The 16,251-nt window shown below is 54.6% G+C and carries 13 protein-coding genes; 5 read left to right on the top strand and 8 right to left on the bottom strand.

The features are described 5' to 3' along the window. Nucleotides 1–30: 30 nt before the first annotated feature. Complete coding sequence (gene rimO / locus FOB24_RS09710; RefSeq protein WP_003831616.1) at nucleotides 31–1,338, top strand: 30S ribosomal protein S12 methylthiotransferase RimO; 1,308 nt, start codon at nucleotides 31–33, stop codon at nucleotides 1,336–1,338. A gap of 54 nt (nucleotides 1,339–1,392) precedes the next feature. Here rimO and gsiD read toward each other — a convergent pair whose 3' ends face one another. The 6 genes from gsiD to FOB24_RS09680 all read right to left on the bottom strand — a co-directional run bounded on the left by gsiD (nucleotide 1,393) and on the right by FOB24_RS09680 (nucleotide 8,642). Beyond that, entirely contained in the window at nucleotides 1,393–2,304 is a 912-nt protein-coding gene (gsiD, locus tag FOB24_RS09705) for a glutathione ABC transporter permease GsiD (RefSeq protein WP_150344832.1), read from the bottom strand. A gap of 2 nt (nucleotides 2,305–2,306) precedes the next feature. Beyond that, the gene (gsiC, locus tag FOB24_RS09700) at nucleotides 2,307–3,227 is read right to left on the bottom strand and encodes a glutathione ABC transporter permease GsiC (protein WP_069323225.1); all 921 of its coding nucleotides are present in this window, start codon (nucleotides 3,225–3,227) and stop codon (nucleotides 2,307–2,309) included. Nucleotides 3,228–3,273: 46 nt separating this feature from the next. Beyond that, a complete protein-coding gene (gsiB, locus tag FOB24_RS09695; protein ID WP_150344831.1) occupies nucleotides 3,274–4,812 on the bottom strand; it encodes a glutathione ABC transporter substrate-binding protein GsiB in 1,539 nt (512 codons plus the stop codon). A 28-nt stretch (nucleotides 4,813–4,840) separates the two neighbouring features. Next, a complete protein-coding gene (gene gsiA / locus FOB24_RS09690; RefSeq protein WP_069323224.1) occupies nucleotides 4,841–6,712 on the bottom strand; it encodes a glutathione ABC transporter ATP-binding protein GsiA in 1,872 nt (623 codons plus the stop codon). Beyond that, nucleotides 6,699–7,664, bottom strand: coding sequence for a beta-aspartyl-peptidase (gene iaaA / locus FOB24_RS09685; RefSeq protein WP_069323360.1), 966 nt, complete (start codon nucleotides 7,662–7,664; stop codon nucleotides 6,699–6,701). Before iaaA ends, gsiA begins: the two co-directional genes overlap by 14 nt. 189 nt (nucleotides 7,665–7,853) lie before the next feature. Further along, nucleotides 7,854–8,642 carry an aminoglycoside adenylyltransferase family protein gene (locus FOB24_RS09680; protein ID WP_121528812.1) on the bottom strand — a complete coding sequence of 263 codons (789 nt, stop codon included), beginning with the start codon at nucleotides 8,640–8,642 and terminating at the stop codon, nucleotides 7,854–7,856. Between the two features lie 175 nt (nucleotides 8,643–8,817). On the opposite strand from FOB24_RS09680, the gene moeA reads away from it, so the two are divergent. Continuing rightward, nucleotides 8,818–10,053: a molybdopterin molybdotransferase MoeA gene (gene moeA / locus FOB24_RS09675; RefSeq protein WP_137347390.1), complete on the top strand. Its 1,236-nt coding sequence runs from the start codon at nucleotides 8,818–8,820 to the stop codon at nucleotides 10,051–10,053. Beyond that, entirely contained in the window at nucleotides 10,053–10,802 is a 750-nt protein-coding gene (moeB, locus tag FOB24_RS09670) for a molybdopterin-synthase adenylyltransferase MoeB (RefSeq protein ID WP_150344830.1), read from the top strand. Before moeA ends, moeB begins: the two co-directional genes overlap by 1 nt. Nucleotides 10,803–10,850: 48 nt before the next feature. Here moeB and FOB24_RS09665 read toward each other — a convergent pair whose 3' ends face one another. Together FOB24_RS09665 and fsa are read right to left on the bottom strand one after the other, a co-directional pair. Next, entirely contained in the window at nucleotides 10,851–11,792 is a 942-nt protein-coding gene (locus tag FOB24_RS09665; RefSeq protein WP_150344829.1) for an Rpn family recombination-promoting nuclease/putative transposase, read from the bottom strand. A 174-nt stretch (nucleotides 11,793–11,966) separates the two neighbouring features. Continuing rightward, nucleotides 11,967–12,629, bottom strand: coding sequence for a fructose-6-phosphate aldolase (gene fsa / locus FOB24_RS09660; protein WP_087857587.1), 663 nt, complete (start codon nucleotides 12,627–12,629; stop codon nucleotides 11,967–11,969). A 132-nt stretch (nucleotides 12,630–12,761) separates the two neighbouring features. Between fsa and FOB24_RS09655 the strand changes: the two genes are divergently transcribed. Beyond that, entirely contained in the window at nucleotides 12,762–13,661 is a 900-nt protein-coding gene (locus tag FOB24_RS09655; RefSeq protein ID WP_150344828.1) for a glycyl-radical enzyme activating protein, read from the top strand. Nucleotides 13,662–13,666: 5 nt separating this feature from the next. Then, a complete protein-coding gene (locus tag FOB24_RS09650; RefSeq protein ID WP_150344827.1) occupies nucleotides 13,667–16,099 on the top strand; it encodes a glycyl radical protein in 2,433 nt (810 codons plus the stop codon). The last annotated feature ends 152 nt before the right edge of the window (nucleotides 16,100–16,251 follow it).

The raw sequence follows: 16,251 nt of genomic DNA, 5'->3' as shown, positions 1-16,251 counted from the left end.
CCGATTACGAGCAATGTACAGTATAAGAAAATGGCAAAAATTGGTTTTATATCACTAGGTTGTCCGAAAAACCTCGTCGATTCTGAGCGCATCCTGACCGAACTTCGTACCGAAGGCTATGATGTTGTGCCAAGCTACGACGACGCGGATATGGTTATCGTTAACACCTGCGGCTTTATCGACAGCGCGGTTCAGGAGTCCCTGGAAGCAATCGGCGAAGCGTTGAACGAAAACGGCAAGGTGATCGTTACCGGCTGTCTGGGCGCGAAAGTCGATCAGATCCGTGAAGTCCACCCGAAAGTGCTGGAAATCACCGGTCCGCACAGCTATGAACAGGTTCTGGAGCACGTTCATCACTATGTGCCAAAACCAAAGCATAACCCGTTCCAGAGTCTGGTTCCTGAGCAGGGCGTCAAGCTGACTCCGCGCCATTATGCCTATCTGAAAATTTCTGAAGGCTGCAACCACCGCTGCACGTTCTGCATTATTCCGTCGATGCGTGGCGATCTGGTGAGTCGTCCGATCGGCGACGTACTCAGCGAAGCCAAGCGTCTGGTAGATGCGGGCGTGAAAGAGATACTGGTCATTTCTCAGGATACCTCCGCGTACGGCGTGGATGTGAAGCATCGCACCGGTTTCCATAACGGCGAGCCGGTCAAAACCAGCATGGTTGATCTGTGCGAACAGTTATCAAAACTGGGGATCTGGACGCGTCTGCATTACGTCTATCCCTACCCGCACGTTGATGACGTGATCCCGTTGATGGCGGAAGGCAAAATCCTGCCGTATCTGGACATCCCGCTGCAGCATGCCAGCCCGCGTATTCTCAAGCTGATGAAACGCCCAGGCTCCGTGGACAGACAGTTGGCGCGCATCAAGCAGTGGCGTGAAATCTGTCCTGAACTGACGCTGCGCTCCACCTTCATTGTTGGTTTCCCGGGTGAAACAGAAGAAGACTTCCAGATGTTGCTCGACTTCCTGAAGGAAGCACGCCTGGATCGCGTCGGCTGCTTTAAGTACAGCCCGGTAGAAGGCGCTGGCGCCAATGACCTGCCGGATCAAATCCCGGAAGAGGTGAAAGAAGAACGCTGGAACCGCTTTATGCAGTTGCAACAGCAGATCTCTGCTGAACGCTTGCAGGAGAAAGTGGGCCGCGAAATTCTGGTTATCGTTGATGAAGTTGACGAAGAAGGCGCGATTGGTCGCAGTATGGCTGACGCCCCGGAAATCGATGGCGCGGTATACCTGAATGGCGAAACCAAGGTGAAACCTGGCGATATCATCCGCGTGAAGGTCGAAAACGCAGATGAATACGATCTGTGGGGCACCCGCGTTTAAATAGCGTAACCCAACGTAGGCCGGATAAGCGTTACGTCTTATCCGGCCTGTGGTTTATCCTTTTATCTTCGGGTCCAGCGCGTCGCGCAGGCCATCGCCCAGTAAGTTAAACGCCAGCACCGTCAGAAATATCGCCACCGCCGGGAAAATCGCCACATGCGGCGCAATCACCATATCGGCCCGCGCCTCATTGAGCATTGCCCCCCACTCCGGGGTCGGCGGCTGCGCGCCCAATCCCAGAAATGACAAGCTCGCGGCAGAGATAATCGACGTGCCAATTCGCATGGTAAAAAAGACCACAATCGATGAGACCGTTCCCGGCAGAATATGGTTAAAGATGATGGTTGCATCGCTGGCGCCAATACTGCGCGCAGATTCAATAAAGGTCTGCTGCTTCAGCACTAGCGTATTCCCACGCACCAGGCGCGCGAAGGCCGGAATAGAAAAAATAGCCACGGCAATAATCACGTTGGCAATACCGCTGCCCAGCACTGCCACCACAGCGATCGCCAGCAAAATACCCGGAAAGGCGAACAGTACATCGCAGATGCGCATAATCAGTCGATCCCACCAGCCTTCGTAGTATCCCGCCAGTAACCCCAGCACGGTGCCAATCGTCGCGCCAATAAATACGGCAAAGACCCCTGCCGCCAACGAGATTTGCGCCCCAACCAGCACACGGCTAAAGATATCCCGTCCCAGGGAGTCAACGCCGAACCAGTGCAGCATCGACGGCCCGTCATTCAGACGGTCATAATCGAAGTAGTTTTCGGCATCAAATGGCGTCAGCCAGCGGGCAAAAATCGCCACCATAATCAGGATAAGGACAAACAATCCCGCGATCATCGCCATGCGCTGGCGGCGGAAACGACGCCAGAACTCATGCCACGGCGTGCGAATATGCTCTGGCTTAACAAGGGGCATCGCATTTAAAATCGCCTGTCGGCGCCAGTTAAAAAATCGCATCCTTACTTATACCTGATAGCCGGATTAATGGCGGCGTAGAGTACATCCACCACTAAATTAATAAGAATAAACTCCAGAGAGAATAACAGCACCTCGGCCTGTATCACCGGGTAGTCGCGCATTTCGACTGAGTCCACTAACAGTCGTCCAAGCCCTGGCCAGTTAAACACCTTCTCAACCACGATTGAGCCGCCGAGTAAAAAACCAAACTGTAGCCCCATCATGGTAACCACCGGGATCATCGCGTTACGCAGACCATGTTTCAACACCACCCAGGTTTCACTCACCCCTTTAGCTCGCGCGGTGCGCATATAATCTTCACTGAGCACATCGACAAACGAAGCACGGGTAAAGCGGGCCAGCACCGCAGCCACCGCCGCCCCCAGCGTAATAGACGGGAGGATATAGTGCAGCCAGGTGTCAGCGCCCACGGTGGGCAACCAGCCGAGTTCAACGGAAAATATCTGCATAAGCAGCATGCCGAGCGCAAAAGCCGGAAAAGAGATCCCGGTGACCGCCAGCGTCATACTTAACCTGTCCGGCCAGCGATTACGCCACACGGCGGCGATAATCCCCGCCGTCATGCCAAATAACACTGCCCACGCCATACTGGCAATTGTCAGCCATAGCGATGGCATAAAACGGCTGGCAATCTCTTCCGCAACCGGGCGGCGAGAAACCATCGAGGTTCCAAAATCGCCTTGCAACACGTTGGTCATGTAATGCCAGAACTGAATATGCAGCGGTTGGTCCAAGCCCAGTTGCTTACGCACCAGTTCAATCACCTCAGCGTCAGCTTCCGGTCCGGCAATCAGCCGGGCCGGATCGCCGGGTAGCAGGTGAACAAATAAAAACACCAGCACCGCCACAATCAACAGCGTTGGGATCAACCCCAGCAGGCGCTTGAAAACATAGTTAAGCATCACGCTCCCTTCGCCGGCCCCTACATTACGGGGCCGAATGCATCGCTTATTTTAAATCCGCATCATCAAAGCTAAATCCGGTATCCGGCATGATCCAGAATCCCGTCAACCTGGTGCTGTGCGCCGAAATCAGTTTTTCCACTACCAGCGGGATCCACGGCGACTCTTTCCAGATGATATCCTGCGCATCTTTGTAGAGCTTCGCTTTCTGCGCCGGATCGTTGGTTTGCAGAGCCGCGGCTAAATCACTGTCCACCTGCTTATTGCTGTAGAACGCCGTATTAAACAGCGTCGGCGGCCAGTTTTGTGATGCAAATAGCGGCGACAGCGCCCAGTCCGCTTCACCTGTAGAAGCAGACCAGCCGGTGTAGAACATCCGCACTCCGCTCTCTTTCTGCGCTTTACCTTCAACTTCCGCCGCTCGCTGACCAGCGTCCATCGCCGTTACCTGCGCCTTAATGCCCACCTGTGCCAACTGCTGCTGGGTAAATTGCAGTACTTTCTGCGCGGTACTGTGGTTATGCGAAGACCATAGCGTGGTGGTAAAACCATTAGGGTAACCCGCTTCTTTCAGCAACTCGCGCGCTTTCGCCGGATCGTAAGGCCACGGCGTATAGCTTTGCGCATAGGCAATCGATGGCGGGAGAACACCGGTGGCAGGCGTCGCGTACCCGGCAAAAGCGACTTTCACCAGCGCCTGACGGTTGATGGCATAATTCAGCGCCTCACGCGCCTTCGGGTTATCGAACGGTTTTTGCGTGACGTTCATGCTGATATAACGCTGCATGATAGACGGGCTGGCCACCAGTTCCAGGTTTTTGTTCTTCGCCAGTAACGCCGCCTGCTCGTAAGGGATCGGGAAGGCAAACTGCGCTTCCCCGGTCTGCAGCATGGCCGCTCGCGTGTTGTTGTCGGTCACCGGACGCCAGGTAATCGTGTCCAGCTTTGGCAACCCTTGCTGCCAGTAGCCCGCGAACTTCTTAACCTTGACAAAATCCGTCTGATTCCAGGTTTCAAGCTGATACGGTCCGGTGCCGACAGGATGAAAGCCGATCTCCTTACCGTATTTCTCCAGCGCGGCAGGCGAAATCATCGCCGTTGCCGGGTGCGCCAGAATATTGATGAATGCCGAGAACGGTTGCTTCAGCGTAATCTTCACCGTCGACGGGTCGACAACCTCGGTTTTATCAATATTTTTATACAGGTTGTAGCGTTTCAGATGGTTTTCCGGATTACTGGCCCGATCGAGGTTAGCTTTGACCGCATCGGCGTTGAAGTCAGTGCCATCCTGAAACTTCACGCCCTGACGCAGCTTAAGGGTGTAAGTCAGGCCATCATCAGAAACCGTATAACTCTCCGCCAGCACATTTTTCAGCTTCATCTCTTTATCAAGGCCAAACAGTCCTTGATAAAACGACTTTGCTACCGCCTGCGACAACGTGTCGTTCGCGTCATAGGGGTCGAGCGTGGTGAAATTAGATCCCACTGCCACCACCACGTCTTTGGCGGCCCAGCCCGGTGCGGCGGCCAGCGCCGAGGCCACTCCCACAGCAACCAGCCATTTTCGAGCAACAATTTTTGTCATGTTATTCTCCTTAAACCCTGTCTGCCTGTTATAAACGCGAAAGCGCATTTTCTGGTTGTGGACGCGCGACATAATGCCCCGGGCCAACTAATTGTAGTGACACGGGGGAAATCTCTTCGCCGCGCTTGCGGATATTGCTGGGGATATCATCCGATAACAGCACGCGCTGGGGCCGATGATGTGATGGATCGGCAACCGGTACTGCCGCCATCAGTTTGCGCGTATACGGATGCTGTGGATTTTCAAATACCGCCCGCCGGGTGCCGATCTCGACGATCTGCCCCAGATACATCACCGCCACACGGTGACTGATCCGCTCCACTACCGCCATATCGTGGGAAATAAACAGGTATGCGATCCCCATTTCGCGCTGCAGGTCGAGCAACAAGTTGATAATTTGCCCACGAATCGAGACATCCAGCGCCGAGACCGACTCATCGGCAATAATTACCTTGGGATTGAGCGCCAGCGCCCGGGCAATGCAGATACGCTGACGCTGACCGCCGGAAAACTCGTGCGGATAGCGCCAGGCATGCTCAGGGAGCAATCCTACGCGCTCCAGCAGCCAGGCAACCCGTTTTGCCGCCGCATCGCCTTGCAGTAATCCATGCACCCGTAACGGCTCTAAAATGGAATATCCCACCGTCTGGCGAGGATCGAGCGATGCATAAGGGTCCTGGAAGATGAACTGAATGTCCCGGCGCAGCGGCTGCAGTTTGCTGGCGGCGAGGGTATCAATCCGCTGTCCGTTGAAGATGATCTCTCCACGCTGAGACTCAACCAGGCGCAGCAACGCCCGCCCTGTGGTGGACTTGCCGCAGCCCGACTCGCCCACCAGCGAGAGTGTTTCTCCCGGCCACAGGTCAAAGCTGACGTTTTCCACCGCATGCACCTCACGGGTTACCCGGTTAAGAATGCCGCTGCGCAGAGGAAAACGCGTCACCAGATTGCGTACCCGTAGGATAGGCTCGCCTTCAACCACGGTGTCCTGCTCGGTTTGCGGTTCAACATGACTGGGATCGTGTAAAGAAATAAGTGGGAAACGGCGCGGATACTCTTGTCCGCTCATGGCGCCAAGCTGCGGTACGGCTGCCAGCAGCGCTTTAGTATAGGGATGCTGGGGAGCATGAAAGATCTGCTCAACGCTGCCGGTTTCAACCGCCTCACCCTGATACATTACCAGCACACGGTCGGCAATATCCGCCACCACACCCATATCGTGGGTAATAAAGATCACCCCCATCGACATATCCTGCTGCAACACTTTTATGAGTTGCAGGATCTGCGCCTGAATAGTGACATCCAGCGCGGTGGTCGGCTCATCGGCAATCAGTACCGCAGGGCGGCACGACAGCGCCATGGCGATCATCACGCGCTGGCGCATGCCGCCGGAAAGCTGGTGCGGATAACGCGATAAAATCGCCTTCGCCTCAGGGATACGGACCTGATCGAGCATCCGTTTAGCTTCCAGCATCGCCTCTTCATGACTGGCCCCCTGGTGTAAACGGATAGACTCGGCAATCTGCTCACCCACGGTAAACACCGGATTTAGCGATGTCATCGGCTCCTGAAAGATCATCGCGATATCCGCGCCGCGCACGTGGCGCATCTGTGATGCGCTCTGTTCACCCAGCTCAATAACCTGGCGGTTGCGGCGTCGGAGGAGCATTTCATCACAGCTCACCTCACCGCCAGCCTGTTCTATCAGACGCATCAGCGACAAAGCCGTGACCGACTTTCCTGAACCGGACTCACCAACTATCGCCAGCGTTTCGCCACGCTTCAGGCGAAATGACAGATTACGCACCGCACTTACGCGCTGCTGTTCCTGTTCAAAGGCAATGTTCAGGTTACTCACCGCCAGCACGTCACTGACGTCAAGCTCATCACTGTGTGGCAACGGTATCTCCTTTTTCCCGATAAATACCGGTGGTTGGCGTATCGCCCGCGTATCCCCAGGCACGGTACATGCCTTCACTGTTAAACGGTAAGGCGACATTGCCCTCATGATCGATAGCAATTAAGCCGCCACTGCCGCCCAACGCCGGTAATTTTTCCATCACCACACGCTCGCACGCCTCAGATAAACTCAGGCCGCCATAATCCATCAATGCCGCAATGTCATAAGCCGCCAGCGCACGAATAAAGACTTCTCCGGTTCCGGTGCAGGAAACCGCCACGTTTGCGTTATTGGCATAACAGCCTGCGCCAACCAGTGGACTGTCACCCACCCGGCCCGGCAATTTGTTGGTCATCCCGCCAGTCGATGTCGCCGCCGCCAGATTACCAGACATATCCAGCGCAACCGCCCCCACGGTACCCATTTTGTTGTTCTCATCCAGTGGGGTAGCGTTATGATCCAGCACCATTTCACCCGCCGTTCGCGCCGCCAGCAGTTGAGCGTAGCGTTCTGGCGTCGAGAAAATATCCGCCGAAACGCGCTCCATACCCTGCGCAATGGCAAAATTCTCTGCCCCCTCACCTATCATCATGACGTGTGGGCTGTGTTCCATCACCAGGCGTGCCGCGAGAACTGGATTTCGCAGATGACTTACTCCCGCGACGGCTCCCGCTTTCAGGGTATTACCGTCCATCACGCAGGCGTCCAGCTCATGGGTTTCATCACGGGTATATACTGCGCCAATTCCGGCATTAAACAGCGGGCACTCTTCCAGCAGACGTACGGCCTCGGTCACCACATCCAGTGCGCTACGCCCCTCTTCGAGCATCCGCTGACCGGTTTCGACAACATCTGACAGCGCCTGTATATAACGCAACTCCTGCTCCTGGCTCAGCTGTGCACGGGTAATAGCCCCGGCGCCGCCGTGAATTGCAATAACTGCTTTACCCATTTTTTCGTCCATTAAGGTGACCGGTTCCGGGGTTATAAATATCAGAATTTCGGTGACTTATTGATTCGATTTTTGAATATAGAAAGATGCAGACGTCATGTAAAGGTAAAGGCCTGCCTCTCATAATCGATGCTGTCAGGTCATTCAGATGGAGTTAACAGGAATGAATCCCCGACGACGTTGAATAACCTATTCAAGCAGATCGGTAATCTGTTTTTTTGCATACCATACAAACCGTTGTACTGACGGCATGGATTCAACCCAGTTCGTTTTGGCCCCCCCCAGATATTCCGCACATGCAGCTTGCAGCGTGTCAGCATGCTCAACGGGCAATTTAGGCATGAGCCACGACGCGGCCTCATCCTTAGCGACAATATCGCCGGTCACGACGCTGTACCAGATACGCGCCAGAGCCAGAATAATATTGCGCTCATCACCCTCTAAATCTGCGGGTTCTTGCCACTGTTCAAGAGTATGTCGAAACGTTTTCAAGACATCATTGGCAGGAATGGCGTTGAAAAATATATCAGCGGGGTCACCGAACAACGGTACGCTGGCGCGCCGGGCCTGGGTCAGCAAAATGGCAAGATCAGCATCCGCCAGCGCCGGTTCAAACACGCCGGCGCCGATCTCCTCACGCAACCACTCGCCAAACTGCATTTCTCTTACGGGTGGGAATTGCCACGGTACGATCAGCGAGTACACAACAACGGTGACTTCCAGCGCGCGATAACGCTCTGAAGTCCCGGGCGGCGCTGAAATGGTCAGCAATTCCCGCATCACGGTTTCTCTTAACCGGGCATCCATTGGTTCCCGTATGGTGACCAACAAATCAATGTCGCTGAGAGGTTTTAAACCGCTGTCGACAGCAGAACCATACAGATGAATAGCCACGAGATTCTCTTCGAAAAGCTGGCGGATGAGCGCACTGGCGGCATTCACCTGTCGTCGAATTGCGTCCGGAATAGGAGTAGCCATTTAGCCCCCTGGGGAAAAGAGCGGAAATATTGAGTCTATACTGCATTTTTCCTGTGGCGCTATCCTCTGGCATGAAACCTTGATCAGATCTGATTCTAAGCCTGAGGTAGCATACTGTCCGCGGCCATTTTCTGACATAATGGCCGGATTCGATTTTGCCCGCAGGAGTCTTCTCATGGAATTTACCGCCGGACTGATGCCGCTTGAAACGGCTCTCTCTCAGATGCTGTCGCGTATTACCCCGCTCACCGCCGTCGAAACGCTGCCGCTGGTTCAATGCTTTGGCCGCATTCTGGCCGCCGACGTCGTTTCCCCCATTGATGTACCAGGATTCGATAATTCGGCAATGGATGGCTATGCGGTGCGATTAGACGATTTACGCTCGGGTCTGCCGCTTGCGGTAGCAGGCAAAGCCTTTGCCGGACAGCCTTTTCACGGCGAATGGCCCGCGGGGACCTGTATCCGCATCATGACCGGTGCCCCGGTGCCTGCCGGTTGTGAAGCGGTGGTCATGCAGGAACAAACGGAACAAACCGATGACGGTGTACGTTTTACCGCCGAAGTCCGCGGCGGACAAAATATTCGTCTGCGCGGTGAAGATATTGCAAACGGTGCAGTCGTCTTCCCCGCCGGGACCCGCCTGACAACCGCCGAGCTCCCGGTTCTGGCTTCGCTCGGTATTGCTGATGTGCCTGTTGTGCGCAAAGTCCGGGTGGCGTTGTTCTCCACCGGTGATGAACTGCAACTGCCGGGTCAACCGCTGGGCGACGGACAGATTTATGACACCAACCGTCTGGCCGTTCACCTGATGCTGCAACAGTTGGGCTGCGAGGTGATCAACCTTGGGATTATTCGCGACGATCCCAACGCGCTACGCGCGGCGTTTATTGAAGCCGACAGCCAGGCCGATGTCGTTATCAGCTCCGGTGGCGTTTCTGTCGGTGAAGCGGATTACACCAAAACCATTCTGGAGGAACTGGGAGAAATTGCCTTCTGGAAGCTGGCCATCAAACCGGGCAAACCGTTCGCCTTTGGCAAACTAAGCAACAGTTGGTTTTGCGGCCTGCCGGGTAACCCGGTGTCAGCAGCCCTCACCTTTTATCAACTGGTGCAACCAATGCTGGCGAAGCTTAGCGGCAACACGGGCTGTGGGTTGCCTCCTCGTCAACGCGTACGCACCGCGTCACGTCTGAAGAAGACGCCAGGCCGTCTGGATTTTCAACGTGGCGTATTGCAGCGCACCGCAGAAGGCGAACTGGAAGTCACCACCACCGGACACCAGGGCTCACATATTTTTAGCTCCTTTAGCCTCGGCAACTGTTTTATCGTGCTGGAACGCGATCGTGGTAACGTTGAAGCCGGAGAGTGGGTTGAAGTCGAGCCGTTTAACGCGCTGTTTGGAGGTCTGTAATGGCGGAACTCAGCGACCAGGAGATGATGCGCTATAACCGGCAAATCATTCTGCGCGGCTTCGATTTTGAAGGTCAGGAAGCGCTGAAGGAAGCGCGGGTACTGGTCGTTGGTCTGGGGGGACTTGGCTGCGCCGCGACCCAATACCTGGCAGGCGCAGGCATCGGACATTTAACGCTGCTCGACTTTGACACCGTTTCCGTGTCGAACCTCCAGCGTCAGACGCTGCACAGCGATGCAACCGTAGGGCAACCGAAAGTGCTATCCGCCCGCGACGCGCTGGCGCGGATTAATCCTTATATCGCCATTACGCCAGTGAATGCGCTGCTGGATGATAGCGAAATTCACGCGCTGATCGCCAAACACGATTTGGTGCTGGACTGTACGGATAACGTCAGCATCCGCAATCAGCTTAATGCCGGATGCTTTAGCGCAAAGGTTCCGCTGGTTTCCGGGGCGGCAATTCGCATGGAAGGACAAATTACCGTCTTTACCTATCAGGAAGGCGAACCCTGCTACCGTTGCCTGAGCCGCCTGTTCGGTGAAAATGCCCTCACCTGCGTGGAAGCTGGCGTAATGGCTCCGCTAATCGGCGTGATCGGCTCATTACAGGCCATGGAAGCCATTAAATTATTGGCAAACTACGGTAAACCCGCATCTGGAAAAATCGTCATGTACGACGCCATGACCTGCCAGTTTCGCGAAATGAAGCTGATGCGTAACCCGGGATGTGAGGTGTGCGGGCAGTAACGGTAAGCCCCGGCGGCATTTATTTTCCGGGGCTGTATTAACATACATTCAATGCGTCAAAGATTTAATATCTTCCTCAGATAGCCCGGTGATTCTCACGATAAGCTCCCGTGGGAGACCATCGGCCAGCATTGAGTGGGCAATGCGCTGCGCTTCCTCGCGACGACCTTCAGCTAAACCTTTTTCATGACCGCGCTCCATGCCTTTCCGTAGCCCCTTTCGCTCCCCTGCCCTACGTATTTTTTCAACAATATTCATTGTACGCTCCTTGTGTTCGGGTACCTGCTGCGCCAGCTTACGCATAAATCGCCCAAAGCGCGGTTTGTGACCATGCTGGATCAGCAGATAATTAAACAGCGCTTTTAGCTGGCTGTCATTAGCACTTCCTGTAACCAGCAGCGTAGCCAGATTGTCCACCAGTCCTAATAAATCGCGCTGGCGAATATGCTTTTGAATCAATTCCAGCAGTGCGATACGCCGGTGCTGCATAATTTCTTCATCCGGGATCACGGTAATATCCACCAATGGAAATGCCGACAAATAAAGCTGGCGCGCCAGGAGCGGATTATCAAACTCATCCAGCCAGCATAAAGAGAAGGGATAAGGCGTATCGACGCCATGATAAAACAACATCGGCACGACTAACGGTAAGCGGGTATGCCCGGCGTCAAGGTGGCTTTGCATTGCCGCTATCGCATAACGCATCAGGCGAAACGACATATGCACATCAGGACGACTTTGATGTTCAATCACGACATAGATATAACCCTCCCCTTCACTGGTTTTCATCGACCAAAGCACATCTGAATAATATGCGCGTAAGTTTTCTTCAATAAAACTGGTAGGTTGCAGTTCTAACGTCGCCAGATCGCAAAGCGCCCGTAGCGTGGGAGGAAGATGAATTTCAATAAAATCACGGGCTGTGGCAGGGTATTTTAAAAATGTTTTAAACAGCGCATCGTGCGGTGTGGCTGTAGGTGTTTTTTTCATGGCGGTCCGTCACCTGATAAACATGATGACGTGAATGTACCCGTCGCGATGACGGGTAGCATGCAGGCTTTACCGGTTTTACGAGGGGGATTCGCAGTTTATTGCTCTTAACTGCAACAGATTCATTTTAACGGAATCACCTACGCAAATATGCCGGAGTAATCCGACCTAAAACTAGATCGACGTCCGTCCAAACGCCCCCTGCCAGTCCTGCTCAAACTTCACAATCGCCGCATCCACAGCCGGAGAGGTCATAAACTGCTGCGCCACGTCCAGCGGCAGCGTGATGGACTCGCAGCCTGCCAGCAGGCAATCCAGCGCCTGACGCGGCGTTTTGAAGCTGGCTGCCAGTACTTTGGCGTGCGGCGCATGCATGTTCAGTAAGGTTTGCAGTTCGGTCACCGTCTGAATACCATCTCCCCCCTGCGCATCCACGCGGTTTACGTATGGCGCAACATATTCCGCTCCCGCCAGCGCCGCTAACAGCCCTTGAGCAGCACCGTATACCGCGGTACCCAGCGTCGGGATCCCTTCTTCTTTCAATAGTTTAATTGCCGCCAGACCTTCTGCCGTCACCGGTACTTTGACCACGATATCCGCGATAATTGCCCGCAGTTTACGCGCATCATTGACCATGCCTTCGGCGGTCGTCGCCATCACCTGTGCAAACAGCCGGCCTTGTCCCCCCATCGCTTCCTGCAGTTGCGGCAGCAACACTTCCAGCCTCTCTTTACCAGCCGCCACAATACTCGGGTTAGTGGTCACCCCAGCCAACGGCAAAACACGCGCCAGAGCTTTGACAGCGGCAACATCAGACGTATCTAAATAGAGTTCCATAACCTTTCCTCAAACGAATAATTAGCATGAATAAAAGGTAGCACGGCGAAACCTCACGGTTAGTTGACGCACGTCAATATAGCTTTCATTCGAAAGTAATTTAATCTTTATACGAAAGAAGAGAGGCCGCTTATGATTTTCAATATCCAGCGCTATTCCACGCATGATGGTCCCGGTATCCGTACCGTGGTGTTCCTTAAGGGATGCTCCCTGGGCTGCCGTTGGTGTCAGAATCCGGAAAGCCGCGCCCGCACACGGGACCTGCTCTACGACGCACGGTTGTGTCTCGACGGTTGCGATCTCTGTGCTCAGGCGGCACCTGCGGTGATTGAGCGAGCGCTGAGCGGTCTGCTTATTCATCGCGAAAAACTGACCGATGACGCTTTCGCCGCCCTGACGGACTGCTGTCCAACCCAGGCGTTGACCGTCTGCGGAGAGGTAAAAAGCGTGGACGACATCATGGCGACCGTACTGCGTGATAAACCGTTTTACGATCGTAGCGGTGGCGGGCTCACCCTCTCCGGTGGCGAACCGTTTATGCAGCCAGAACTGGCGGCAGAATTATTCAAGGCCAGCCACGATGCGGGCATTCATACGGCGATCGAAACCTGTCTGCATGTGCCGTGGAAGTATATCGAGCCGTCATTACCTTACGTTGATCTGTTCCTGGCTGATTTAAAACATGTCGCCGACGCGCCGTTTAAGCAGTGGACCGATGGCAGTGCCTCTCGTGTATTAGACAATCTGAAAAAATTGGCCGCTGCGGGTAAAAAAATGATTATCCGCGTACCGCTGATTCAGGGTTTCAACGCTGACGAAGCCGCCATCCAGACTATTACCGATTTTGCTGCCGACGAGCTTCACGTCGGAGAGATCCATTTTTTGCCCTATCACACCCTGGGCATCAATAAATACCACTTACTCAGTCAACCCTACAACGCACCGGATAAACCGCTTGAGGCGCCTGCCCTGCTCGAATTTGCTCAGCAGTATGCCCGCCATAAAGGTTTAACCGCGACCCTACGAGGATAATCGCCATGACCACTCTGAAACTGGACACACTCAGCGACCGTATCAAAGCGCATAAAACAGCCCTGATCCACATCGTGAAGCCGCCGGTTTGCACCGAGCGCGCCCAGCACTATACCGAGATGTATCAACAACATCTGGATAAGCCGATCCCAGTACGCCGCGCGCTGGCGCTGGCCCATCATCTGGCGGAACGTACTATCTGGATCAAGCATGACGAACTGATTATCGGCAACCAGGCGAGCGAAGTGCGCGCTGCACCGATCTTCCCGGAATACACCGTCTCCTGGATTGAAAAAGAGATCGATGACCTCGCCGACAGGCCGGGCGCTGGCTTTTCGGTAAGTGAAGAGAACAAACGCGTATTGCACGAGGTGTGCCCGTGGTGGCGCGGCCAGACCGTACAGGATCGCTGCTACGGGATGTTTACCGACGAGCAGAAAGGTCTGCTGGAAACCGGCATTATCAAAGCCGAAGGCAATATGACTTCCGGCGACGCACACCTGGCGGTAAACTTCCCGCTGCTGCTGGAAAAAGGTCTCGACGGCCTGCGCCACAAAGTTGATGAACGTCGCTCCCGCATCAATCTGACTTGTCTGGAAGACCTCCATGGCGATCAGTTCCTGAAAGCGATTGATATCGTGCTGGAGGCCGTCAGTCTGCATATTGAGCGCTTTGCCGCTCTGGCACGTAAAATGGCGTCCACGGAGACCCGCGCCAGCCGTCGCGAAGAGCTGCTGACCATGGCGGAAAACTGTGATGTGATTGCCCATGAGCCGCCTAAAACGTTCTGGCAGGCGCTGCAGTTGTGCTACTTCATCCAGTTGATCCTGCAAATTGAGTCGAACGGCCATTCAGTGTCGTTTGGTCGCATGGACCAGTATCTCTATCCTTTCTACCGTCGTGATGTGGAGCTGAATCAATCGCTGGATCGCGAACACGCCATTGAGCTGCTGCACAGCTGCTGGCTGAAGCTGCTGGAAGTGAACAAAATCCGCTCCGGCTCCCACTCCAAAGCATCGGCAGGTAGCCCGCTGTATCAGAACGTGACCATTGGCGGACAGAATCTGGTTAACGGTCAGGCGGTGGATGCCGTCAACCCGCTCTCCTACGCCATTCTCGAATCCTGCGGCCGCCTGCGCTCTACTCAGCCTAACCTGAGCGTGCGCTATCATGCGGGGATGAGTAACGATTTCCTTGATGCCTGTGTTCAGGTCATTCGCTGCGGCTTCGGGATGCCAGCCTTTAACAACGATGAAATCGTCATACCTGAATTTATTAAGCTTGGCATTGAACCGCAGGATGCCTACGACTATGCGGCCATTGGTTGCATCGAAACCGCCGTTGGCGGCAAATGGGGCTATCGTTGTACCGGTATGAGCTTTATTAACTTTGCCCGTGTGATGCTGGCGGCGCTGGAAGGCGGACGCGATGCCACCAGCGGCAAGGTCTTCCTGCCGCAGGAAAAAGCGCTCTCGGCCGGTAATTTCAACAATTTCGATGAAGTGATGGACGCCTGGGATACACAGATTCGCTACTACACGCGTAAATCCATAGAAATTGAGTATGTCGTCGACACCATGCTGGAAGAGAACGTGCACGATATTCTGTGTTCCGCGCTGGTAGACGACTGCATTGAACGGGCGAAAAGCATTAAGCAAGGCGGCGCGAAGTATGACTGGGTATCGGGTTTGCAGGTGGGTATTGCCAACCTCGGTAACAGCCTGGCAGCAGTGAAGAAACTGGTCTTTGAACAGGGCGCTATTGGTCAACAACAGCTGGCCGCTGCGCTGGCCGATGATTTTGACGGTCTGACCCATGAGCAGTTACGCCAACGACTGATCAACGGCGCGCCGAAATACGGCAACGATGACGATAGCGTTGATACGCTGCTAGCCCGCGCTTATCAGACCTATATTGATGAACTGAAACAGTACCATAATCCACGTTATGGTCGCGGTCCGGTTGGCGGCAATTACTACGCCGGGACCTCTTCTATCTCCGCCAACGTGCCGTTTGGCGCGGCAACCATGGCAACGCCGGATGGCCGTAAAGCTCACACCCCGCTGGCGGAAGGCGCAAGTCCGGCTTCCGGGACGGACCATCTCGGCCCGACGGCGGTGATTGGCTCGGTGGGTAAACTGCCTACCGGCTCCATTCTCGGCGGTGTGTTGTTAAATCAGAAGCTGAATCCGGCCACGCTGGAGAATGAATCAGATAAGCAAAAACTGATGATCCTGCTGCGCACCTTCTTTGAAGAGCACAAAGGCTGGCATATTCAGTACAACATTGTGTCCCGTGAAACGCTGCTGGAAGCAAAAAAACACCCGGATCAATACCGTGACCTGGTGGTGCGTGTCGCAGGCTATTCCGCCTTCTTCACTGCCCTGTCTCCGGATGCGCAGGACGATATCATCGCGCGTACTGAGCATATGCTGTAAGCAATATTGTAGGCCGGATAAGGCGTTCACGCCGCCATCCAGCACGCTACCCTCCCCATTGCCGGATGTGCTGACGCTTATCCGGCCTACAACTGCTCTCCCCTTAGCCGGGTAAGGCGAAGCTGCCACCCGGCCTTTTACTTTCATTCGAA

This window comes from Citrobacter werkmanii (assembly GCF_008693645.1).
GTDB classification, from domain to species: Bacteria; Pseudomonadota; Gammaproteobacteria; order Enterobacterales; family Enterobacteriaceae; genus Citrobacter; species Citrobacter werkmanii.
The sequence above is the reverse complement of the archived record's forward strand: the minus strand, read 5'-3'. Positions and strand labels throughout refer to the sequence as shown.